Raw genomic sequence first — 23,414 nt, forward strand, 5'->3', positions numbered from 1 at the left:
AACAGCGATTTCAAATCCATCGTCAACTCCTCGTGCGCGCGTCGGCGCGCGGTGAAAGCTCGTCGAAAAAACGCGCGACCTCGCGCCGTACCGTATCGCCGCCCCCGATACCATGCCAGTGCTTACGAAATAGCGCGACCAATCGGAAACAAACGTCGATGCCCGTCAACCAGTAGCGAGGCGGCTTCGCGAGCCGATCGACCAATACGGCTTCTACTTGCGGTTGCAAGGAGTGCAGTGCCGGGTTGGCGTCTTCGATTTCCGTCCACGAGTCGAGCGGCAGCGTCGACTCGATGCGACCCGCCGGACTCGGATAATATGCCCGAATCGTGCCGTCGCCGCCGCGCACGAAGAACGCGAGCTCGACCGGTATGCGCAACGAACGCCAGGCAGATTCGTCGATGTCGATCGCTACAGGACGCCGGCGCTCCGGCACGAGCCGGTACTTGTCGCCTCCTGCTGCGTCATGATCGAACAGCAGCGCACACGGGCGGCACGCGCACAGTATCTCGCCGGCCGACAGCTCGAGCACGTGACGATGCTGTTCCGGCACGTTGGCGCCGCATAATTCGCACCGCTCCGGCGCGTCCGTCGCCTGACGACGCACGCCAGAGCCATCGATCAGCGCGCGCAACCGCGACGGAGCGGTCACAGTACGACCAGGGAATGCGCCGGTTGCTCTTCGGCCTCGACACGTGCGATCTCGGGTGCTGCCGCGCATATGGCCTCTTCGATCGCCGACTTGAGCGTGACCGAGGATGCAGCACAGCCGTTGCACGTGCCCGACATACGGACGCGCACTACGTCGCCGTCGATCGCGGCTAACTCGACGTTGCCGCCGTGGGAGGCGATGTACGGGCGTACGCCGTCAAGTGCCGCGCCGACGCGGTCCGTCAGCGTGTCCGGATGGAGATCGTGCAATACTAACAGCGGTCCGACGGCTTGGTCGTCGGCCAACTGGCGGACGAGTTGCGGCGACGATCGCACCGTCGCTATCACCCTCCGGAGTGCACCCCCGTAGAGCTGAAGTAGTCCGGAAATCGCCGCCAGCGCGCGCTCGTCCTCGACGCCCGCCAGCAGCGCTTCGAGTTCGTCGACATCGTGCGCCGGCACGTACGGAGCCTCGCTTAGCCTTGCGGTCCGAAGATCGGCGAATGCACCCGTTCGACCGTCTTGCCGTTGCCCACGTACATATGCACGCCGCACGGTAAACACGGATCGAAGCTACGCACCGCTCGCATGATGTCGACGCCGCGAAAATCGTCCGGGCCGTTCTCTTCGAACAGCGGCGTGCCTTGCACCGCATCTTCGTAGGGTCCCAACCGTCCGTCCGAATCGCGCGGATTGCCGTTCCAACAGGTCGGCGGCCACGGTTGATAGTTCGCGATCTTTCCCTCGCGAATCACCAAATGATGCGACAGCACGCCTCGCACGGCTTCGTGAAATCCGCACCCGATGGCTTCCTCGGGAACTTCGAAATCGTTGAACGTCTTGGTCTGGCCGCGTCGAACGAGATCCAGCGCCTGCTCGATGAAATGCACCGCTTGCGCTGCCGCGTAGGCGACAAAGTACACGCGCGCCCGGTCGCGCTCGAGCGCGTTCGACCACTTCGGAATCTTCCACTCGAACGTCGTCTCGGGAAAGGCGCGCGATTTCGGCAGGTTGATCTGCACGCTGTGGCCGGTCGATTTCACATATCCGGTGTCGACGATACCGGCCAGCGCGGTCGACCAGAGTCGCGCGAGCGCGCCGCCGCCGGTGTCGATCGCGACGGTTTCGGCGGTGTCAGGATTCACCCACCGGGGGCTCATCACCCAACTATACTTTCCGCCGTTCAAATCGCGCTTTTGCGGTTTCGGAAGCGTCGTGACGTTCCACGGATGCCGCCGGTCGACCGGATTTCCCAGCGGGTCGCGCTCGACGAACATCTCCTCGTTCGTCCAATCTTGATAGTACGAACTACCCAGCATGATTCGAATGCCGAGGTTGATCTGCACGAGATCGGTCGTCACGAGTTTGCCGTCGATCACGACGCCCGGGGTGACCTTCATCTTGCGGCCCCAGTCGGTCATGTGCTCGTAACGGTAGTCGCATTCGAACGGATCCTGGAACGATCCCCAGCAGCCCATCGCGATGCGCCGTTGCCCGACTTTTTCGTATCCCGGTAACGCATCGTAGAAGAAATCGAAGACGTCGTCGTTCATCGGAACGGCTTTTTTGATAAAGTCCAACACGCTCAACAAGCGCGAAAGGTAATCGGTGAAAATTTGCGGCGTCGCGACGGTTCCGGTACCGCCCGGATACAGCGTCGACGGATGAACGTGCCGCCCTTCCATAAGGCAGAACATTTCGCGGGTGGTGCGGCTGACTTCCAGCGCCTTTAGGTACAGTTCGCCCGTGAACGGGTTGAAGGCGCGCATGATATCGGCGATCGTTTTGTAGCCGTGAATATGGCTGTTCGGCGCCTTCGTTTTTTCGGCTTTGGCCAGAACGCTGGGATTCGTCTCTTTCACGATCTGCTCGCAGAAATCGACGAAGACCAGGTTGTCTTGGAAAATCGTATGGTCGAAGATGTATTCGGCCGCCTCACCCAAATTGAAAATTAATTCGGCCATCGGCGTCATACGAATGCCGTAGGCCATGTTTTGTGCGTACACCGAACATGTCGTGTGATTGTCGCCGCAGATGCCGCAGATGCGGCTGGTAATAAACCCCGCATCGCGCGGATCTTTACCCTTCATGAACACGCTGTAGCCGCGGAACATCGACGACGTGCTCTTGCATTCGACGACTTCTCGATTTTCGAAATCGATCTTGGTGTAGATTCCTAAGTTACCGACGATGCGGGTGATCGGATCCCACGAGCGCTCGACGAGCTTGCGCGGCTCGGTGCTGACGTCTTCGGCGATGCTCATTCGCTGGCTGCCTTTCTGTCGTTCCCCCATCGGGGATCGCTGCCCGTGGTTAAGACCGGTCCGTTATGCCGCCACGACGGTTCTTCGCTGGCGGTGCGGTTGGTAATCGAACGAAGCATCCGGATGAGCTTGCCGTACGGCGCGATCAGCGTCGACGAGATCGTCGCGCCGGCCGGTTCGTCCATGAACGGCATGAACTTGTCCGGGAATCCCGGCATCGTGCAGCCGATGCAAATGCCGCCCACGTTGGGACAGCCGCCAATCCCGACCTGCCAGCCACGCTTGGTAACGTTACAGTTGACCACCGGCCCCCAGCAACCAATTTTTACTTGGCATTTGGGCGAGTTGTAGTCCATCGCGAAATCGCCTTGCTCGTAGTATCCGGCGCGGCTACAGCCTTCGTGCACCGTCTTTCCGAACAACCATTGCGGACGCTGCATGCTATCGAGCGGAATGATCGGCGCGTTGCCGGCGGCCTGGGCCAACACCCACGCCAGCGTTTCCATGAAATTTTCGGGCTGCACCGGACATCCAGGCACGTTAACGATCGGAAGTCCGCCGGCCGAGCGAAAATCTGCGCCGAGATAGTCGCCCAATCCCATGCAACCGGTCGGGTTTCCAGCCATAGCATGGATGCCGCCGTACGTCGCGCACGTACCGGCCGCAACGACCGCCCACGCCCTCGGCGCTAACCGATTGATCCACCAGTTGAGCGTGAGCGGCTCGCCGGTTGCCGGGTCGTTTCCCATCGACGTCCAGTAGCCGTCACCGCTGATATGTTCGTTCGGTATCGAACCTTCCACGACAAAAATAAACGGCGCGTCGAGTTCGTCGTTGGCGGCTTGGAAAAACGGTTTGAGAAATTCATCGCCACCGAACGTCGGCGATAATACTTTGTTGTGCAAATGCACTTTGGGGAGGCCGGGAATCAATCCCAGTAGCACGTCCTCGATCGACGGTTGCGACGAGTTGGTAATCGACACCGAGTCTCCGTCGCAGCTCAACCCCTCGGACGTCCACAGGATGTGAATCTCGTCGAATTTGGGGGTAGGGGAGTATGTCGTCGCCATATGCGCGTACCTCTTGAACGGGATGTTACCCACGACAACGGAATCTACCCGCTCGCAACGTGCACGAAATTTCGATCGCAATGGCCATCGTCGAAGAGCTCGAGGAAGCAGCCGTCGAGTCCGGATATACACGCGTTTATGCGGTGCGTTTACAGATCGGCGAACTGTCGTGCGTGGTAAACGAAGCACTCGAATTCGCGTGGGAACTCGCTGCTGCAGATACGATCGCTTCGGGCGCGCGATTGGAGATCGAGCGGGTCGACGTTGCGCTAGAATGTCCCGCGTGCGGACGGACCGGAAAGCCGCTCGCACCGAATCACTTCGTTTGTTCGAACTGCAGTTCGGCGTCCGCGACGATCGTTCGCGGACGGGAATTGCTCGTCGTCGCCATGGAGGTGGATGATGCCGATGCGGGTGGTGGAGATCGCGCGCTCCATCCTCAAAAAGAACTCGACGCTGGCGGACGGTCTGCGTAAGCGATTTTCCGAACAGCGAACGTACGTCTTCAATCTACTGTCGAGTCCGGGCGCCGGCAAAACGACGCTGCTCGAAGCCTCGCTGCGGCGGCTCGACGAGCGCTATCGTGTCGCCGCCCTGGTGGGCGATCAGGCGACCGAAAACGATGCGGTGCGCCTGCGGCGCAGCGGAGTGCCGGTCAAGCAGATTACCACCGGAGGCGAGTGCCGCCTGGACGCGATCATGATCGAAGACGCGCTGACCGGTTGGGAGCCGCCGTCGCTCGACGTCCTAGCGATCGAAAACGTCGGCAATCTGATCTGTCCCGCCGAATACGACTTGGGCGAAGACTTACGCGTGGCACTCTTTTCCGTTACCGAAGGCGAGGACAAGCCGCTCAAGTATCCGCTGGCCTTTAATACGGCCCACGTCGTGCTGATCACCAAGATCGACCTAGCTGCAGCTGCCGAGTTCGACGAACGCGCCGCGCGCCAAGCAATCGAGCGCGTGCATCCCGGCGTAGCGGTGCTCGGCGTCTCGTCGCGTAGCGGAGCAGGCATGGACGAGTGGATGGCGTTCCTTACTTCTCGGATCGACGCGAAGCGGTTTCCGAACTCCACCGGCGCGACGCCACATGCACACGCGCACGCGCACGACCACCAGCACGCCGATGGTCCCGAGCACGCGCACGTGCACGACCACGCGCACACGCACGACCATCCACACGATCACGAGCACTAACCGAGTGCGACGATGAGCCAAGCGTTTGGTCTCGCGAGCCTACGCCACGTCGTCGCTAACGCATCGCCGCAAATTCGTCGCGACATCGCGCGCATGTACTCGGTACTCGTCGTTTTCAACGTGGGCATTTGGGCTGCGGCATTAGCGCTTTTCTGGCGGCATCCGGCACTGCTCGGGACCGCGCTCCTCGCCTATACGTTCGGTTTGCGCCACGCGGTCGACGCCGACCATATCTGCGCCATCGACAACGTGACGCGCAAGCTGGTACAAGACGGGCGCCGCCCGGTTGCGACCGGCTTCTTCTTCTCGCTCGGCCACTCGACCGTGGTTCTGGCGTTAACGGTCGCGATCGCGGTCGCCGCCACGTTCGTGAAGCATGGCTTGCCGCAACTAGCGAGCGCCGGCGGCCTTGCGGGCACGGTCGTATCGGCGACCTTCTTGTTGGCGATCGCCGTGCTGAACGCATTCGTGCTCGCCGACGTGCTGCGCGCGTTCGCCGACGTGCGGGCCGGGCGCGTCTATCACCAAGTTCGTGTCGACGAGTCCTTGCAACGCCGCGGCTTTTTCGGGCGCATTTTTTCTCCCTTACTGCGGGTCGTCGACCGCAGTTGGAAAATGTATCCGATCGGCGTGCTGTTCGGTCTGGGCTTCGACACCGCGACCGAGGTCGGACTTCTCGGCATCGCCGCCGTCGAGAGCGGAAACGGGATGCCGGTGATGGCGATACTCGTCTTTCCGCTGTTATTCGCGGCGGGCATGTCGCTGCTCGACACGACCGACGGCATTCTGATGCTCGGCGCGTACGGCTGGGCCTTCGTGAAACCCGTGCGCAAGCTCTATTACAACGCGGTAATCACGTTTGCATCGATCGTCGTGGCCGTCGGTGTCGGCGCTGCGGAAATACTCGGCATGGTCGTAGATCGGATGCGCCTCACCGGTCCCATTTGGAACCTAGTCGGGTCGCTCAACGACCATCTTGGAATCCTCGGTTTCGCCGTTATCGGCTCGTTCGTCGTTATCTGGGCGGTATCGGCGTTGGTGTACAAATACCAACGCTGGGACGAGCTAATGGACGTGCGTGAAGTTGCCGAGGGCGGCGCAGGCCCGTAGTCGCTGCAGTGCGACGCGCATGCCGAGTGGCTTTCGGGGACGGCCCACCGCGTCGAAATACCATTGCGGATCGATATTGAGCGTACGAGTTTGCACGAGAGCGACGCCCGAATCGCGCAGAAACGCTTCGGCTGCAAGGACCTCGCGCTCGTCGTCGGTCATGCCTGGATGCGTCAGCAGATTCAAACTCGTACGCAAACCCGCGCCGACCGCGACGCGTACCGATTCCAACACTTCTGCGAGCCCATAGCCGATCGGCCGGTAATACGCCGCGTACACGTCCGGACGAAACGAGTTGAGGCTGATTCGCGCCGCATCGAGTCCGGCGTCGATGCAGCGGCGCAACCCATCCGGCATACTGCCGTTGGTGTTGATGTTGATCGTGCCATTCGATCGCGCCGCGCGAATCAACTCGATCGCGCGGGCGATCGTGGTCGAGCGTAGCAGCGGCTCGCCTTCGCAGCCCTGGCCGAACGAAATGATGCCGTCCTCGACGCGATCCAAATGCGCGATCGCAACGCGCGCCAGCTCGTCGGCGGTCGTCTCGAATGCGATACGAGTTTGCGGCGACGGAACGCCCGATTCCGGCTCTTGCTCGGAAATGCAACCGATACAGCGCGCGTTGCACTTGGGCGACACCGGCAGCGCGGCCTCGCCCCAGCGCAAAAACACGTTCTGCGCCGTAAAGCAGCCATATTCGCGCGAACACAACGCAACTTGCCGTAACACCCGATTCTCCGGATCTTCGGCGATGCGCGCGTCGAGAATCGCTTCGAGTTCACCCGGTTTAAAATTTCGCGGACGCCACTGTTCGCTTTCGTCGGTTTTCATCGCGGCGACGTACAGTTCGCCGTCGACCGCGCATGCAAACGTGTAGCCGAACAGTGGGAGATCCGGCGCCTTGCGGTCGGTCACGTAAGCCGGCACCAGCAGTCGCGTGTATCCCGACGGCAAGATGGCTGCCAGCGCGCGTCCGTCGCTGCTCGGGCCGATGTCGGTGAGCGGACGACGCTTAGGCAGCACCATCTCGACGGTACCGTCGGGCGCCGGAATCAGTTCGGCGAGCTCTGGTTCGCGGACGATTCCGCCGTCGGCCAACGTGCCGCGCTCTTCATCGAAATAGATGCGGCCGGCGGCGTCGCAATACGCCAGCGTGGCGCGTTTAGGCGCGATCGAACGCATCGCGCGCAACGGTTGTATCGAACACACGCACGGCCGGACCGACCAGGATTGCACTTCCGTCGTCAGCCCATTCGACCGTCAATCGCCCGCCCGGGACGTGCACCTCGATTGGATCGCGGTGCTTCCATGTAAGCGCGGCGACGGCGGCGGATGCAACGGCTCCAGTCCCACACGCACGCGTGTGGCCGACGCCGCGCTCCCAATGCAGCACGTCCAAATGACGGTCGTGCAGAACGGCGGTGTGCACGTTGGTCCCGTTGGGAAAACGCCGATCGTTCTGCAACGCTCGCGCGTACGATCCCAACTCCGGCTCGTCGGTGCTAGTGCGAACCAACACGACGTGCGGATTGCCGAGGTCGACGAACCATGCGTCGGGATTGCCTTCGAGGCGTTCGGGTATCGCTCGTCCCATGGCGACTCGCACCAGAAATTCCGGCTCGGTCGACTCGACGTTCGTACGAACGATGCCGGCGGCAGTCTCGAACGCGATCGCGCTGCCTTCGCCGGCTTCGTACAGCCAACGCGCCGCGCAACGAACACCGTTACCGCACATCTCTGCCGAGCTGCCGTCGGCGTTGAGCACGCGCATCGCAATAACCGCTCCGCTTTGGATCGGCTTTTCGAGCGCCAACACACCGTCGGCGCCCACGCCGGTGCGCCGGTCGCAAACGCGTCGCGCGAATGCCTCGGGGTGAGCGAGCGTTTGCGCGCGGACATCGATCACCACGAAATCGTTTTCGGTGCCGTGCATTTTGGTCAAAGCGATCGCGCCATCGCGTACCGTACGGGACATCTCAGTCGGGCTTCTCACGCCAGCCGAGCTTCTCCCGTACTATGCCGGCGACGTGCCCGGGCGAAACCCACTCGATACCGGGTTCCCGCCGAAACCACGCGATTTGGCGTCGCGCGTAGCGTTTGGTCGCTCGCATCAACGTCGTCCGCAACTCTTCCTCGGTACTCCAGCCGCGCAGATATGCCAGCGCCTGCGGATAGCCGACCGCGCTCCCGGCGACCGCGTTTGGCCCGATTCGCTCGGCTTCCTCGATCAAGCCGCTTGCAAGCATGTGTGCGGTTCGAGTCGCGATGCGTTGGTCGATCTCGGCAACCGGCACTTCCAGCGCGACCTTGAAGAACTCGGGACGGCGCATTGCATCCGTGCCGTTGGGGATCGGCGGATCGGCCAATCGAATTTCCAGCGCACGCAGCACGCGATAGGTGTCGTTCGGATCGATCGCCGCCGCCCGGCGCGAATCTAACCGCACGAGCCATTGATGCAAGAAGCCCGGTTCGTGCACCGATGCTTCGCGTCGTAGCCGCGCCCGCAGTTGCTCGTCGTAGGCGCGCGCGAGACCCACGCTACCGGTCAACGCGCGAATATAAAAGCCCGTTCCACCGGCAACGATCGCGCGCTTTCCACGCGCCTGAATATCGGCGATCGCGGCCAATGCGTCGCGTTCGAAACGTCCGGCCGAATAACGCTCGTATGGGTCGACCATTGCGACGCAATGATGCCGCACCGCGGACAGCGCCTCGGACGACGGTGCCGCCGTCCCGATCGGCATATCGTTATAGATCTGTCGCGAATCCGCGCCGACGATCTCCGCGTCGAAACGCAACGCCAAGTCGAACGCCAACGGCGTCTTGCCGGCAGCGGTCGCTCCGGCGATCACCAGCACGGTCGAATCGCTCATTTGATTCAGCGCTTGAACAAGCGCGCGACTGCGTCCGGCGGCAGCCGCACCATCGTCGGCCGTCCGTGCGGACAATGCATCGGATTCGTGCACCGCTGTAACCGCTCGACCAGCATCGCCATCTCGGCGGTTTCGAGCCGTTCGCCCGCGACCGTCACCGAGTGACATGCCAAGGAGGCCCAGATGCGCTCGCGCACGTTGCGTTGTCGCGGCTCGCCGATATCGTCCAGAAAGCCCATGACGTCGAAGGCTCGCGCCCCGTATCCGGCCGGAGTCGAAACGACGCGAAATGCCCGGTCGCCAAAAGGTTCGATCGTCAAACCGCCCTCGTGCAGCGCTTCGAGCGTCTGCTCCAGCATAGCGGCACGTGCAGCGTCGAGTTCGACAACGTGCGGAACCAGCAGCGGTTCGCTCGGCGCGCCGGCCGATGCGCGCTCGACAATTTGTTCGTAGGCGATGCGTTCGTGCGCGGCATGTTGGTCGACCAACACGAGATCGTCGCCGTCGAACGCCACGACGTACGTGCGATGCAGCTGTCCGGCGATTCGCAGGCCGCTCGCCACGACATCGCCCCCAGCGAGCGGTTCGAAGAGCGATACGACGCTCGAAAACGATGCATCCTCGGGGGGCGCCGGCGAAATGCCCGACGCCGCCAAGTCGCCGGTACGCTCGTGAAAGCGGCGCGTGGCATCGGCCGTCAACGTGGCGGTCATCGCGCGGCGCACGCCGTCGAAGACTTGCGCCGCATAGCGCAAACGCACGTCGCTCTTCGTCGGGTGCACGTTCGGATCGATATGCGATGCGGGAAGCTCCAAAAAGAGCGCACCGTACGGATGGCGCCCGCTCATCGCATAGGTGGCATATCCGGCACTCCAGGCACCCGCCAGGAGCGCGCCGCGCAACAGCCGGCCGTTGACGAACAGCAGTTGCATGCGCCGGTCGGGACGATCCGATCCGGGAGCGCTAATAAATCCGGAGATCGTGCCGCCGATCGACGCGGCGGCGGCCGGGTCGAGTGGAAGCAACGCCTCCACCGCGCGCCGGCCGAACACCATCGCCAATCGCTCGCGCGGGTCGTCCGTGCCGGGCATCACCCACACGTCGCTGCCATCGTGACGCAACGTGAACGTCGTTTGCGGATACGCTAGCGCGAAGCTCGACAGCCAGGTAGAAATACGTGCGAACTCGTTGGCCGGCGAGCGTAAATATTCGCGACGCACCGGCACGTTAGCGAACAACGCGGATGCCCGCACGCGCGTTCCCGGTGCGGATGCCACCGGCTCGACCTCGCCGGCGCGTTCGCCGTGTGCCTCGATCCGATATCCGACTTGCGATTCGGCTACGCGAGAAGTAACTTGCACGTTGGCAACGGAGGCGATCGACGCCAAACCCTCGCCGCGAAAACCCAGCGTCGCAATCGATTCCAAGTCGGATGCACCGCGCAGCTTACTGGTCGCATAACGGCGCACGGCTAACGGCAGTTCCTGGGGCGCGATCCCGCCTCCATCGTCGATCACTTCGATGAGGTCGCTGCCGCCGCGTTCGATCGAAACGACGACCCGGCGCGCACCCGCATCGAGCGCATTCTCGACTAGCTCTTTGACGACCGACGCGGGACGCTCGATAACTTCGCCGGCGGCAATTTGCCCGATCGTTTCTTGATCGAGCTCGACGATCGCCACGTTACTGCGGATACAGGAGCGCGAGTTGCGTCTCGACCGCCGCGGGCCGTGCGGGGGTTTTGCGCATCGGCACCTGCGCTTCGACATCGGCCTGTCCGGCGAGCGTTTCGCCGATCTCTCGCGCGCGCTCGACCACTGAGGCCGGCAATCCCGCCATGCGTGCAACCTCGATGCCGAACGAACGCGACGAGCTGCCGGGCGCCACGCGGTGCGAGAACACCGGCGCGCCGCCGCGCGACATATTTTCGACCGCGGTGATGTGGTAGTTGGCAACCAAGTTCCAATGATCGGCCAGCGCGCATAACTCGTGGAAGTGCGTCGCGAACAGCACCATCGGGGCGCGTTCGTCGAGTGCCAGCAAGAACTCGCAGATGGCTTGCGCGATCGACAAACCGTCGAGCGTGCCGGTGCCGCGACCGACCTCGTCGATCAGTAGCAGCGAGCGATCGGTGCTGCGTCGCAGAATATTGGCAGCCTCGGCCATTTCCATATAGAAGGTCGACTGCCCGGAGGCTAAGTCGTCGCCGGCACCGATGCGCGTGAAGATGCGGTCGACGACGCCGAGCCGCATCGATGCGGCGGGCACAAACGAACCGATCTGCGCCATGATCGTCAGCAGGCCGGTTTGCCGGAGATAGGTCGATTTGCCGCCCATGTTCGGCCCGGTCAGTAAGATAAATCGATGATCGCCGGCTCGCAGCGTGCAGTCGTTGGCGACGAACTGCGCGTGCAACACCGCCTCCATAACCGGATGCCGTCCGGCTTCGATTGCCAACTCGCTCGAGTCGTCGAAGCGCGGTCGCACGTAGCCGCGCTCGGCCGCGCACAACGCCAAAGCCGCGACCGCGTCGATTTCCGCGATGGCATCGGCTGCGTCGAGCAAGTCGTCGATACGCGCCGTTACACGGGCGCACAATTCGTCGAATAAACGCTGCTCGAGCCGCTCCTGCCGCGACTGTGCGGTTGCGATCGCCGTTTCCAACGCCTTGAGTTCCGGCGTTACGTAACGTTCGGCATTCGTGAGCGTTTGTTTACGAACGTATCGTTCCGGAACCAAGGCATTGTGTGCGTTTCCGACCTCCAATGCGTAACCATAGGCACTGGCATATCGAATTTTCAGCGATTTGATGCCGGTGAGATTGCGCTCGCGTTCTTCGAGTTGCGCCAGCTGCGAGCGGGCGTCACCGCGTAACGCAACGCACTCGGCCAACTCCCGATCGCTTTCGGGGCGAATCGCGCCGCCATCGGTCATGTGCGCCGGCAATTCGTCTGCCAGCGTGTTCCGCAGGTCGTCGAGCAGGGCGCCGAATTCGCCGATGTGTAGCGCGGCCGGCTCCAATGCTGCGGTGACGGCTTGGCGAATCGGTCCCAAGCATTCCAATGTGCGGCGCAACGAGCCGAGATCGCGCGGTCCGGCGCGTCCCAGTCGCACTTTTTGTGCGATGCGTTCGAGATCGAAACAACCTTTGAGCAGCTCGCGCAACGCTTCGCGCCTGGCGTGCTCGCCGATCAGCGATTCGACCGCATCCTGCCGCGACTCGATGGCGGCGCGGTCGACCAACGGTGCGAGTATCCAGCGCCCGAGCATGCGCGATCCCATCGCAGTAGCGCAGCGATTGAGCGTTGCAAATAAGGTTGCTCGTGCGTTCTGCCCGGTCGGGCGCATCAGTTCGAGATGCTTGCGCGTCGAAGCGTCGAGCTCGAGAAACGTGCGCGTGCGATACAGCGCCGTCGCGCGCAACCCGGTCGTCGACAAATCCTGCCGTCGATCGTTGCCCGCCACGCCTGTACGGCGCACGAACGCGGCCAACACGTCGAGCGCGCGGCGTATGCCGGTCGACTCGTTGCGCGAAAAGCCCTCGATCGGCACGTCGTCGATCGCCATAGCGGCACCGAGTGCCGGCGCGGTAACGCGCGAGCCCGATCCGTCGAGATCGGCCGTCAAGATCGCTCGTAGATCGGCTGGAACGTCGGCCACGATTTCGGCCGGCGCGACCCGGTTGAGCTCGGCGAGAAGTTCTTCGTACGCATCCACGCCGGAGAGCGCGGTTGCCGAGCACGAGCCGGTCGAGACGTCGGCAAATGCCAATGCATAGGTGCTCTCGAAGGCCGAAACGGCGGCCAAATAGTTGTTGCTGCTGCCGTCGAGCAACTGTTCTTCGAACAGCGTACCCGGCGTTACTAAACGCACGACGTCGCGGCGCACCAATCGATTCGGTTGCGGAACCTCGAGTTGCTCGGCCAATGCAACGACGAATCGCTGCGCAACGAGTTTCGCAAGATATTGCGCCAGCGCATGGTGCGGAACGCCGGCCATCGCAACGCGCCGGCCCCCGCCCGCCTCTTTGCTGGTAAGCGCGATTTGCAATGCGCGCGCCACCGTCTCGGCGTCCTCGCCATAGGCTTCGTAAAAGTCGCCGACGCGCGATAGCAAAACGGCCTCCGGATGCTTGGCTTTCATCCCGAAGTATTGCTCGAGCATTGGAGAGAATTTCGCGCCGGCGTCGCTCACGACGGCTTTCTATCCACGGACTTCGTCAGGACGCTCCTACGTACCGAGGGCGCTGCCGATAGCGGTGACATAGGTTCCCAGGGGATAACCGGTACCGTTCATCGGCGCTTGCGGGTTATCCAAATCGAGATCCCAAATCATGATCCCGCGGTAACCGTTCGTGACGATCCAGCTCGCGTAGTTGCTGCAGTCGGCCGGTTTGAGGAACGAACCGTCGTCGCCCTCGCCGATCATCAATCCCATCACGACCTTACTGGCCGGAAACTTCTTGCCGCCGCCGACCGGTACGTTCGAAAACTCCTTGACGATGTCGAGATAACAGTCGTCCGAAGAGCCCGGCGTGTATTGGCACTTCGGATTGGTCGACGGCTTCCACCCGTACTGATCGTAATCCATAATGTTGACGTAATCGATGTCGTTACCGGCCTTCTTAAGGATCGAGCGATCTTCGCCGAAACCTTGGGAAAGGTCGACCTTCGGATCGGCGCCGGCCGAATCGGCATCGAAGCTGATCACCGCGTCGGGAAACGCTTTGCGCGTTGCCTTGATGACGCCGACCAGTTGCTGGCGGCCATTGGACTTCGTTTGAATCACTTCATCGTCAAAATCGAAACCGTCGTAAATCCCCGGATTCTTTTTCAAGTACGCTTTTAGATTCGTTACGAATTGTTTGGTATCGGTGATGTTGAAGGTCGACGTCGCGCCGCCGAACGACAATAACACTTTGCCGCCCTGCTGGTGGATCGTCTTCGCGCCGGGCGCGAGCGGGTAGGTATTTTGCGGATCGGAAATTTGGTTTGAGTTGGCGATACTGAACGCGACGTCGACGTTGGTAACCGTCGCCGGTACGCTGCCCAACATATTGAACGCGTCCTGGCCGTTCCAGTCGGACCACGACTCCCAAAACCCAACGAACTCGGTCGGCCGCGACGGCGATTGGCGCGTACTTTGCGAAGATACGGTACCCGGCGGCAACGGCGCCGCGCCACCATGGCACGACGCGAGCACGACGGCTAGTGCGAGGATCGAAGCTGGGACGAAGCGTGTGACGTTCACAGTAAGCTCACCATCGGACGCTCGACCGGCGAAGCGGCGTCGTCAAAGCGTCGCGCGCGGCCCACGATCGTTCCCATGCAACCCCAAACGTGCGCCGATTCGATACGAACGTCGAGCCACGGCTGCGAAGCGTACGACGCCTCATCGTAGCCGGGCGGTTTGGGTGCCACGACGGTCACGTTGTCGGTTGCCTTCGTGGCCAACTTGCCGGCGTCTTTCTTCGAGTCGCCGGCGATCAGCACGCGAACCGTCGTGCCCAGCTTGCGGTCGTGGTAGGCGCGGGTCGCGGCGTTTTGCGCATCGACCAGTCGCCCGAACCGCTCGGTAACCGCGTCGTGCGGCACCTGTTCCCAATTCGCTGCGGGCGTGCCGCGGCGGATCGAATACATAAACGTGAAAGCGTTAGCGAACACGCCGCTGCGCACGTACTCCAGCGTGTGCATGAAATCGCTTTCCGTTTCACCCGGAAACCCAACGATGATATCGGTGGTGATAGCCCAGTTCGGAAGATACTGCCGGATCGCGGCGACTTTCTCTGCGAACAGCGCCGCCGTGTACTTGCGATTCATTCGGCGTAGCACCGGATCGCTGAACGATTGCAGCGGAAGGTGCATGCGCGGATTGCATTGTGGCACGGCGGCCAAATCGCGAATAATCTTGGCGGTAAAATCTTTAGGATGCGGCGAGATGAACGCCAGACGTTCCAGGCCTTCGATAGCTGCGGCGGCGCGACAAAGATCTCCGAAGTCGGTGCCGCTAACCGGATCGTTCCAGGCGTTGACCGTCTGGCCGACCAGCATCACCTCACGCGCGCCTTCTGCGACTCGCGCTTCAACATCGCGCAGCACGTCGGCCATCGGGCGGTGATCGAAGCGGCCGCGGACGTGCGGCACGATGCAGAACGTGCAATAATACGAACAGCCGCGTTGCACGTTCACGAACGCGCGAAGATGCGAGAACGGGCCGGCCACGGCATCCGGGGTTCCACCGAGCGCGACCGCGAGCTCGTTAGCGGCCGACGGGCCGCCGGACTCGCGATCGAAATCCGGCTCCCAGTCGACTAGCCGGTCGCCCAACTCTCGCAGTTGGCGCGTGCCGAATACCGCATCGACGTGTGGTGCCAGGGACTGCATGCGATCGCGATCCTGCTCGGCCAAACAGCCCATGACGACCAAACGTACCGACGGATCGGCGTCTTTGAGCACTTTGAAATGATTCATCCGGCCGTAGGCGCGCCGCTCGGCGTTGTCGCGGACCGTGCACGTGTTGAGCACCAGCACGTCGGCGTCTTCGGGCGACGTCACGATGGCATAGCCGGCCGACGTCGCGCGATCCGCCACATACTGCGAATCGGCTTCATTCATCTGACAGCCGAACGTCTCGATATAAATGCTCGCCATGGGTCACCCGCGTGGTTCGCTTTGTCCGCAAGGTGTTCCGGCCCATGGTTTTGCTCGGTCGCTGCGAAGCTAAAGGCCGTGGAAGTTGCTAGCGACTCGGGCCAAGAGAGCGCCGCCCTTCGTCCGGCCATCGTCGCGATCGTCGGGCGTCCCAACGTCGGCAAGAGCGCCTTGTTCAACCGGCTCGTCGGCCAGCGCTTGGCGATCGTCGAAGATACCGCGGGCGTAACGCGCGACCGCCTGTACGCAATTTGCGACTGGCGCGGCCGCACGTTCGGCCTGGTCGATACGGCGGGAATCGATCCGGAAGCCGACTCCGTACACGGCGATGCGCTCGGAGCGGCCGCCCGGCGGCAAGCCGAAGCCGCCGCCTCGGAAGCGGACGTCGTAGTGTTCGTCGTCGATGCGATGGCCGGACGGCATCCGCTCGACGATGAAGTGGCATCGATTCTGCGGCGCGGGCACCGCAAAGTGGTGCTGGCCGCCAATAAATCGGAGTCGCCGGCTGCGGCTGCCTCGGCGATAGCCGAGTTTTCGCGTTTGGGGTTCGGCGAGCCGGTGACCGTGTCAGCGCTGCATGGCGAAGGCTCCGGCGATTTGCTCGACATGGTGGTGGAGGCATTGCCGGAGCGTCCGGATGCGACCGGCGGCGGCGAGTTGGCGCTAGCAATCATCGGACGGCCGAACGTCGGCAAAAGCTCCCTCCTCAACGCATTGTTGGGCGAAGAGCGCGCGATCGTGAGCGACGTTCCGGGAACGACGCGGGACGCAATCGATACCTTGATGACCGGGCGCGACCGCACGATTCGTTTGATCGACACGGCGGGCGTCCGCAAGCAGCCGCAAGCGCACGGATCGATCGAATATTATTCCGCCCTGCGCTCCCTCAAGGCACTTTCGCGTTGCGACATCGCGCTGCTGGTGTTCGACGCGATGGTCGGCGTGACGGCGCAAGACCGGCGGCTCGCCGGTTTCGCGATCGAAGAACGCAAAGGCCTCATATTGATCGGCAATAAGTGGGATCTCGTCCGCGAACAGGGCGAGTTCAGCCAGGGCGAGCTGGCCAACGTGATCCACGATCTGCTGCCGTTTGCGAAATTTGCACCGGTCGCGTTTCTTTCGGCCAAAACGCATCGCAGGCTCGGAAGCCTGCTGCCGGTCGTCGATCGCGTCGCAGAAAACTTACAACGCCGTATTCCCACCGCGCGCTTGAACGCGGTAGTGCGGGCGGCCGTTCTCGCGCATCCGCCGCCGGCTTCGGGTGGCCGCGTTTTGAAGATTTTTTATGCGACCCAGCCCGGCGTCAGCCCGCCGCTCTTCGTCTTCATCTGCACCGATCCCGAAAAGGTTCCGACGCACTACAAGCGGTTTCTCGAGAACGTGCTGCGGCAAGAGTTCGACTTCGAAGGCGTTCCGTTGACGTTCCAATTTCGGCCGCGCAGCGCGGGCGACGACGTCGAGTGACCCTCGCTCTCGGCGCGGCTGCGGTCCTCGCTACGTTTTTGGTTGGTTCGATTCCATTCGGCTATTTGATCGGGAAGGTCGCGTTTCGCACCGACATCCGGCGCGAAGGCTCCGGCAACATCGGCGCGATGAACGCACTGCGCACGCTCGGAAAGCGCGGCGCCGCGTCGGTGCTCGTGCTCGACGCACTCAAAGGCTTCGTTCCGGCGTTTATTGCCGTACGGGCGGGCATGCCGGATCTCGCGGCGTGCGTTGCTGCGGCTGCCGTCCTCGGACATTGCTTCTCACCCTGGCTTGGATGGCGCGGCGGAAAAGGCGTCGCAACCTCATTCGGGGCGGTGTTCGCATTCAGCTGGCTGGCAGGTCTTCTGACGGCTGCGGCCTGGGCAGCAGGGGCCGGAACCACTCGCTACTCCTCGGTCGGATCCATGCTCGGCAGCGTCCTGACCCCTGTTTTTGTCTGGTTCACCACCCGCTCGCCGGCCGAAACGATCTACGCCGGCCTGGCCGCCCTTCTCGTCTTGTATTTACATCGCGGAAACATCGCGCGCTTGCGGGCGGGCACCGAACGCGCGATCGGCGCCGACCCCGCCTAGCCGCTCGCCAGGGCTTGTCCAATCCCTAACCGTAAAAGCCGAAGTCATGATTTCGTCCAACGAACTTCGTAACGGCGTCACCATCATCGTCGACGGCCACCTGTGGACCGTCATCGAATTTCTCCATGTGAAGCCGGGCAAAGGATCGGCCTTCGTTCGCACGCGTCTGCGCAACGTTCGTTCGGGTGGAACCCTGGAGCGCACGTTCCGCGCGGGCGAAAAACTCGAGCGGGCGACCGTCGACAACCGCCAGATGCAGATGCTGTATAACGATGGCGACGGGTACCATTTCATGGACCAGGAGACGTTCGAGAACGTCACGCTGCAGCGCGACGTGATCGGCGATCCGGCCGACTTCCTCAAAGACGGCATGGTGGTCGACGTTCAGACCCACGACGGCGTTCCGATCGGCGTCGACCTGCCGGCGCACGTCGAGCTCCTGATCGTCGAAACGGATCCTGGGTTCAAAGGCGATACGGCCACCAACGCCACCAAACCGGCCAAACTCGAGACCGGAGCGACCGTTCAGGTGCCGCTGTTCGTCGAATCCGGCAACGTGATCCGCATCGATACGCGCGACCGGCGCTACATCGGCCGCGCCACCTAAACGGCACTCGTCGTGCGACGGCGTTTGCGAACGCTCGGCGTCGCACTGCTCGCAAGCATAGTAGCGGCCGGGATTGCGATCGCGCTCGAAAACTTTCCCGAATCCGTTTTTCCGCTCGGTAATCGAATCGCCGATTTGTCGCTGCACGTCGCCGCGTCGTCGTCCGTCACGCAGTGGGGCTGGATGCACCCGGCATACGAAACGGATGCCAATCCGAATCTCGGCATCGTAACCATCGACGACGCCACGTTTCACTCGATGGGTTTTCCGTTGCCGCGTTCGGTGTACGGAACGTTGCTCGATCGACTACGGGCTGCCGGCGCAAAGGCGGTCGCGTTCGACATTCAGTTTCTCGAACCGAGTGGCGATCCGCGGCAAGACGCGGCGTTCGCCGCAGCCTTACGGCAGATGCCTTCGGCATTAGCGTTTCCCCTCAGCACGACAGCCGGCGGGCGCATCGCCGAACAGCGTCCGATTCCGTCCTTGGCGAACGCGGCGGCCGCCATCGGTTACGTAACGGTCGACGCACCGGGCGGCTACGTCATCGGCGAACCGCCCGCGATCGAAACGCAAGGCGACGGAACGCACGGAAACGAGCGTCTGCTATCGCTGCCGGTCGCGGCCGTCGACACGTTCGCGGGTCATCCGATCCAACCGTCGACCATACCCGTCGATCGAAGCGGCCGCATGCTGGTGCTTCCGCCCGCAACCGCGCACCATCAGGATCCCGGCGGCAGCGACGTCCAGACGCAGTCCTTTGCGGGACGCGGAATGCTCTCGTTTGCGGACGCGTTGAAAAGTACGCCGCAAGCGTTGCGTCCGTTCGCGAACGGCGCGTTAGTCTACGTCGGTGCGACCGCTGCCGGACTCTTCGACGTTTCGACCACCGCAGGTCGCGGACGCGTTCCGGGCCTCTACATCGTCGCGCGCCTCGCGGACCAACTGATGCGTGGGTTCTACCTGCGCCCCGCACCAGCAATACTCGACGCCTCCGTCACGCTCTTGCTTGCACTATTAGCAGCACTACTGGTGGTGTACGTGCGCGTCGGAGCGGCGGCGCTGGCGGTTTTTGCGGCAACCCTCGCGTACGCGTGCTTCGACGTGTGGCTGTTCGTCGAACATCTCTATTGGCTGGATTTGGCGCACGTCGTGCTGGCGATCGTCGTCGCGACGCTGGCCACCGGGGTCTACCGCGTCGCGACCGAGAGCGGCCAGCGCCGGATGGTGACGCAACTGTTCGGCATGCACGTGAGTCCGGCGGTCGTCGGCGAGATTCTCCGACACGACGATCCGGCCGATGCGATCGCGCTACGCGGAAAACGCGTCCGCGCCACGATTTTTTACAGCGACATCCGCGGATTTACGTCGTTGAGCGAGACGATGGAGCCCGAAGCGGTCTACGCACAGCTCAACGAATATTTCGACGCCATGTGTGCGATCATATTCGAACGCGGCGGCTACGTCGACAAGTTTATCGGCGACTGCGTAATGGCGGTGTTTTCGGCTCCATTTCAAACGCCGGACGACGCGCGCAACGCCGTGACGGCCGCGATCGAACAGCAGCGCGAAATCGAGCGCCTCAACGAGCGTTGGTCTGCTGCGGGCAGACCAACGTTAGCCGTTGGAATGGGGATCAACACCGGCGAGGTCGTGATGGGCAACCTCGGCGCGAGTTCGCGCATGAACTATACCGTCGTCGGCGACGCAGTCAACTTGGCCGCGCGGTTATATAATATCGCGGCCGGCGGCGAAATCATCATCAGCCAATCGACATACGAAGCCTGCGGAGCGCCGGCCCATGTCGAAGCGCTCGAGCCCGTTTCGGTTCGGGGAAAGAGCCAACCGGTCACGATCTACCGCGTTCTCGATACCGGCCTGCAATGAATCAATGGGTGCTCTTTGTCGTGGCCGCTTGCGCGGGCGCGCTTGGTGCGATGGTCGGCTTGGGCGGCGGCTTCATCCTCGTTCCAATTTTACGCTTGGCGTTTGGATTCGCGCCGGCCGAGGCGGCCGGAACGTCGTTGTTGCTGATCGTGGCCAGCAGCGCGAGTTCGACCATCACCTACTTGATGCAAAAACGAGTACACGTCCGAATTGGGCTTTTGATCGCGGCCGGCGGGCTGCCCGGCAGCATCGCGGGCGGCTTTGCGTCGCAGCACATCTCCGCTCCGGTGTTCGACATCGTGCTGGCCGTCTTACTCATCGCGGTCGCGATCGATTTGAGTTGGAACGCAAGCAAACGCATGCGGGGCCGGCCCGAACACGAACACGTGCGCGCGCTCAAGGGCATGTCGTATCGCGCCGCGCTGCTGATGGGTGTTGTGGTCGGCCTGTTTTCGAGTCTCTTCGGCGTAGGCGGCGGCGTCGTGATGGTTCCGGCGCTGTTGTATTTTTCCGAACTGCCGATCCACGCAATTAGCGCGACGTCACAATTTGGAATCTTGCTCACCTCGCCGGTCGGCTTAGGGTTTCATGCCTTCGCGCACGACATCGACCTGCGCGATGTCGTTCCGTTGTTGGCCGGCGGTCTCGTCGGCGGACCGGTCGGGGCTCGCCTGTCGCGCAAACTCAAGTCGCCGCAGTTGGTGTTCGTAGTCTCGTGCGCGCTGGTCATTGTCGCGGGATCGTTGATATGGCGGCACCTGCGGTAACGAAAGCGGCGACACGTTGAAACGCGCGCGAGCGGCCGGCATCTTCGCTTCGGCGGCATTTCGCCAATACTTTATCGGGCAGTCGCTCAGCTTGCTGGGCGACGGACTGCGCTTGTTGGCCGTGCCGCTGCTGGCCTACCACCTCACGCATTCGGCCCTGTCGACCGGCGCCGCCATCATCTGCGAGGTCGTGCCGTTTTCGATCTTTTCGCTGGTCGGCGGTTCGCTGGCCGATCGTATCGACCGGCGCAAGCTGATGATCGGGTGCGACGCCATTCGCTTTGCGGTCATGGCGTTTTTCGCGATCGCGTATTGGTATCACGTGTTGTCGCTCGGCATGATCTACGCCGGCTTGGTAGTCATCTCGATCTGTGCGGCCGCCTTCATGGGTGGCCAATCGTCGAGCATTCCATATTTATTGGGCCGCGAACGCTCTACCCAAGCGGTCGCCACCTTAATGACCGTAGAAAACATCTCATACTTAGTAACGCCGGCTATCGGCGGCGCAATCTTTGCGTGGGTCGGTCCGCTCCCCGCGCTGACGCTCAACGCCGCGACCTATCTCGCCTCGCAAATTTCCCTGTCGCGCATTTCGTCGCTGGGTCCTGACGAACCGCAAGGCATACCGACCCTCTCGCATCTCGCGCACGATATCAAGCTCGGGTTTTCGTATCTGTGGAGCGACACGGGGATGCGCGCGCAAGCGATCTGCGGCTTCTTCTTCAACATTTTCGGGTTCGGCTGCTACGCCATCTTGATTCCGTTCCTAAAGCAGACATTTGGAGCGGGCGACCAAATCGTCGGTGCCTTTTGGGCGATGTCGGCTGCGGGAGCGACGGCTGGCGCATGGTTTGCATCGAAATATGCCGGACGTTGGCCGTTCGGACGCGCGTTGACGATCGCATACCTGCTCGACGCTGCATGTTTCTTTCCGGTCGTGCTGGTGCGCAACGTCTGGGTCGTCGCAGCCTGTTGGACGATTTCGAATGCGTTCGCCAACTTCGAGATCGCACAAATTATCGGCTTTCGCATGCGGGTAACGCCGGAGGACCTCATCGGACGCGTGATGGGTGCCGTGCGGCTGTTCGTACTATCCGGATTGGCGCCAGGCATCATCGTGTTCGGTTGGATCGCCGATCATCGGAGCCCACTCGACGCTATGTGGGTGGCGTGCCTTGGATATGTCGCGATCGCGCTGGCTGCGGTCGCGATGCCGGCCGTACGGAACGAGCGCCGATGAAACGTATCGCGAGCGCGCTCGCGATGACGCTCGCGATCGGTGCGTCGCCGGCTTGGTCGCGCCCGGTCGTTACCGGTTTTCCATTGCCGCGGCATTCGACGATCGCAACGTTTGGCTCCAAAACGTTGATGGCGGTCGCCCCCGACGGTTCGATCGCCGCGACGTTGACGATCGACGGCTATTTGCGGCGACCGATTCTTTGGCACGGGGGCAAACGGCGCGTCTTCGCGATCGACGCGACGATCGACGGATTCGATACATCCGGAGCGCTGTTGATCGATGGTTCTCGTCCCATGCGCTTGGACGGCCGTCGTTTGCATACGATCGACCTGAGCGCGTGCGAGAATTTTCCGCAGTCGTCGATCGGTCCGTCTGCAGCCGGTACGCTGGCGGATGGAACGCTCATCGCGACGATGCGGTCGCCGGCCATCGTTAATCTCGACGATACCAGCGGTCAGACCGCACCCGTCGTTTTGCATTTGCGCGACCGCCGGTGCTTGAATCTCGGCAACGGCATCGCCACAGCGACGGCCGGCATGTATGCCGCCGGTTACACCGCCTACATCGCCAACGTTCCGGCGCCGTCGAATGTGGCGTCCGGCCGCGAGCGTTTCGTTGCGATGCGCTGGAACGATCGCGCGCGTCAGTCACTCGGCACGGGAGCCGCGTTCGCCATCAACGCCAACGGCGAAGCGGCCGGCGCCGACGTTCCACCCGAACACGGCGGCACGTTCGGAGCGGTGCCGCATGCGCGCTACTGGAGCGCAGCGGCGGCGGCAACGGATATCGCGCCACAACGCTCGGCGAGTGCTGCATACGCGATCGACGCTCACGGGCGCGTAACGGGGGTGTTGATGGATGCACGAGGCCGTCATCGCGCGTTTCTATGGCAGAGCGGACGGTTGCGCTTGCTCGACGATGCCGTCGCGGCACCGGGCTGGCGCTTCGAATGCGGATATGCATTCGCTCCGAACGGAGCGGTGGTTGGAATCGGAACATTCGACGGTCGTCCGGAGGCCTTCGAAGTCGAAGGCCTCTAGA

Annotated in this window: 21 protein-coding genes; 10 read left to right on the forward strand and 11 right to left on the reverse strand. The window is 62.6% G+C overall.

The features are described from left to right. Nucleotides 1–22: 22 nt before the first annotated feature. The 4 genes from VGF98_06610 to VGF98_06625 are packed head-to-tail and all read right to left on the reverse strand — an operon-like array spanning nt 23 to nt 3,985. Nucleotides 23–607 (reverse strand): DUF5947 family protein, encoded by a 585-nt coding sequence (locus VGF98_06610; protein HEY1681285.1) that lies wholly within the window; start codon nt 605–607, stop codon nt 23–25. Nucleotides 608–648: 41 nt separating this feature from the next. Then, entirely contained in the window at nt 649–1,113 is a 465-nt protein-coding gene (locus tag VGF98_06615; protein ID HEY1681286.1) for a NifU family protein, read from the reverse strand. Between the two features lie 14 nt (nt 1,114–1,127). Next, on the reverse strand, nt 1,128–2,915 hold the full coding sequence (locus VGF98_06620; protein HEY1681287.1) for a nickel-dependent hydrogenase large subunit: 1,788 nt from the start codon (nt 2,913–2,915) through the stop codon (nt 1,128–1,130). Beyond that, nucleotides 2,912–3,985 (reverse strand): hypothetical protein, encoded by a 1,074-nt coding sequence (locus VGF98_06625; GenBank protein ID HEY1681288.1) that lies wholly within the window; start codon nt 3,983–3,985, stop codon nt 2,912–2,914. Before VGF98_06625 ends, VGF98_06620 begins: the two co-directional genes overlap by 4 nt. A 59-nt stretch (nt 3,986–4,044) precedes the next feature. Here VGF98_06625 and hypA point away from each other — a divergent pair, with 59 nt between their 5' ends. Genes hypA through VGF98_06640 form a run of 3 tightly spaced genes read left to right on the forward strand, consistent with a single transcriptional unit; the run spans nt 4,045 to nt 6,292 of the window. Then, entirely contained in the window at nt 4,045–4,461 is a 417-nt protein-coding gene (gene hypA, locus VGF98_06630; protein ID HEY1681289.1) for a hydrogenase maturation nickel metallochaperone HypA, read from the forward strand. Beyond that, nucleotides 4,385–5,182 (forward strand): hydrogenase nickel incorporation protein HypB, encoded by a 798-nt coding sequence (gene hypB / locus VGF98_06635; GenBank protein HEY1681290.1) that lies wholly within the window; start codon nt 4,385–4,387, stop codon nt 5,180–5,182. Before hypA ends, hypB begins: the two co-directional genes overlap by 77 nt. A 12-nt stretch (nt 5,183–5,194) precedes the next feature. Further along, nucleotides 5,195–6,292 carry a HoxN/HupN/NixA family nickel/cobalt transporter gene (locus VGF98_06640; protein HEY1681291.1) on the forward strand — a complete coding sequence of 366 codons (1,098 nt, stop codon included), beginning with the start codon at nt 5,195–5,197 and terminating at the stop codon, nt 6,290–6,292. On the opposite strand, the gene VGF98_06645 is transcribed toward VGF98_06640, so the two are convergent. From VGF98_06645 to miaB, 7 genes are read right to left on the reverse strand one after another with little or no spacing between them, the layout of a single operon-like run. Beyond that, nucleotides 6,248–7,501 carry a radical SAM protein gene (locus VGF98_06645; protein ID HEY1681292.1) on the reverse strand — a complete coding sequence of 418 codons (1,254 nt, stop codon included), beginning with the start codon at nt 7,499–7,501 and terminating at the stop codon, nt 6,248–6,250. The two genes, VGF98_06640 and VGF98_06645, sit on opposite strands and share 45 nt — an antisense overlap. Continuing rightward, a complete protein-coding gene (gene dapF, locus VGF98_06650; GenBank protein HEY1681293.1) occupies nt 7,455–8,267 on the reverse strand; it encodes a diaminopimelate epimerase in 813 nt (270 codons plus the stop codon). The genes VGF98_06645 and dapF overlap by 47 nt, the downstream gene beginning before the upstream one ends. A 1-nt stretch (nt 8,268) precedes the next feature. Beyond that, complete coding sequence (miaA, locus tag VGF98_06655; GenBank protein HEY1681294.1) at nt 8,269–9,240, reverse strand: tRNA (adenosine(37)-N6)-dimethylallyltransferase MiaA; 972 nt, start codon at nt 9,238–9,240, stop codon at nt 8,269–8,271. Further along, nucleotides 9,171–10,847, reverse strand: coding sequence for a DNA mismatch repair endonuclease MutL (gene mutL / locus VGF98_06660; GenBank protein ID HEY1681295.1), 1,677 nt, complete (start codon nt 10,845–10,847; stop codon nt 9,171–9,173). Before mutL ends, miaA begins: the two co-directional genes overlap by 70 nt. 1 nt (nt 10,848) lies before the next feature. Continuing rightward, the gene (mutS, locus tag VGF98_06665) at nt 10,849–13,359 is read right to left on the reverse strand and encodes a DNA mismatch repair protein MutS (GenBank protein ID HEY1681296.1); all 2,511 of its coding nucleotides are present in this window, start codon (nt 13,357–13,359) and stop codon (nt 10,849–10,851) included. A 36-nt stretch (nt 13,360–13,395) separates the two neighbouring features. After that, a complete protein-coding gene (locus VGF98_06670; GenBank protein ID HEY1681297.1) occupies nt 13,396–14,415 on the reverse strand; it encodes a glycoside hydrolase family 18 protein in 1,020 nt (339 codons plus the stop codon). Beyond that, nucleotides 14,412–15,815 carry a tRNA (N6-isopentenyl adenosine(37)-C2)-methylthiotransferase MiaB gene (gene miaB, locus VGF98_06675; protein HEY1681298.1) on the reverse strand — a complete coding sequence of 468 codons (1,404 nt, stop codon included), beginning with the start codon at nt 15,813–15,815 and terminating at the stop codon, nt 14,412–14,414. Before miaB ends, VGF98_06670 begins: the two co-directional genes overlap by 4 nt. A 78-nt stretch (nt 15,816–15,893) precedes the next feature. Between miaB and der the strand changes: the two genes are divergently transcribed. From der to VGF98_06710, 7 genes are read left to right on the forward strand one after another with little or no spacing between them, the layout of a single operon-like run. Continuing rightward, nucleotides 15,894–17,279, forward strand: a complete 1,386-nt coding sequence (gene der, locus VGF98_06680) for a ribosome biogenesis GTPase Der (protein HEY1681299.1) — start codon at nt 15,894–15,896, stop codon at nt 17,277–17,279. Further along, nucleotides 17,276–17,875, forward strand: a complete 600-nt coding sequence (gene plsY, locus VGF98_06685; GenBank protein HEY1681300.1) for a glycerol-3-phosphate 1-O-acyltransferase PlsY — start codon at nt 17,276–17,278, stop codon at nt 17,873–17,875. The genes der and plsY overlap by 4 nt, the downstream gene beginning before the upstream one ends. Before the next feature lie 46 nt (nt 17,876–17,921). Continuing rightward, the gene (gene efp, locus VGF98_06690; GenBank protein ID HEY1681301.1) at nt 17,922–18,482 is read left to right on the forward strand and encodes an elongation factor P; all 561 of its coding nucleotides are present in this window, start codon (nt 17,922–17,924) and stop codon (nt 18,480–18,482) included. Between the two features lie 12 nt (nt 18,483–18,494). Continuing rightward, entirely contained in the window at nt 18,495–20,366 is a 1,872-nt protein-coding gene (locus VGF98_06695; protein HEY1681302.1) for an adenylate/guanylate cyclase domain-containing protein, read from the forward strand. Further along, nucleotides 20,363–21,133: a sulfite exporter TauE/SafE family protein gene (locus VGF98_06700; protein ID HEY1681303.1), complete on the forward strand. Its 771-nt coding sequence runs from the start codon at nt 20,363–20,365 to the stop codon at nt 21,131–21,133. Before VGF98_06695 ends, VGF98_06700 begins: the two co-directional genes overlap by 4 nt. Before the next feature lie 16 nt (nt 21,134–21,149). Then, the gene (locus VGF98_06705) at nt 21,150–22,373 is read left to right on the forward strand and encodes an MFS transporter (protein HEY1681304.1); all 1,224 of its coding nucleotides are present in this window, start codon (nt 21,150–21,152) and stop codon (nt 22,371–22,373) included. Further along, nucleotides 22,370–23,413: a hypothetical protein gene (locus tag VGF98_06710; GenBank protein ID HEY1681305.1), complete on the forward strand. Its 1,044-nt coding sequence runs from the start codon at nt 22,370–22,372 to the stop codon at nt 23,411–23,413. The genes VGF98_06705 and VGF98_06710 overlap by 4 nt, the downstream gene beginning before the upstream one ends. Nucleotide 23,414 lies beyond the last annotated feature (1 nt).

Source organism: Candidatus Tumulicola sp. (genome assembly GCA_036490475.1).
Classification (GTDB): domain Bacteria; phylum Vulcanimicrobiota; class Vulcanimicrobiia; order Vulcanimicrobiales; family Vulcanimicrobiaceae; genus Tumulicola.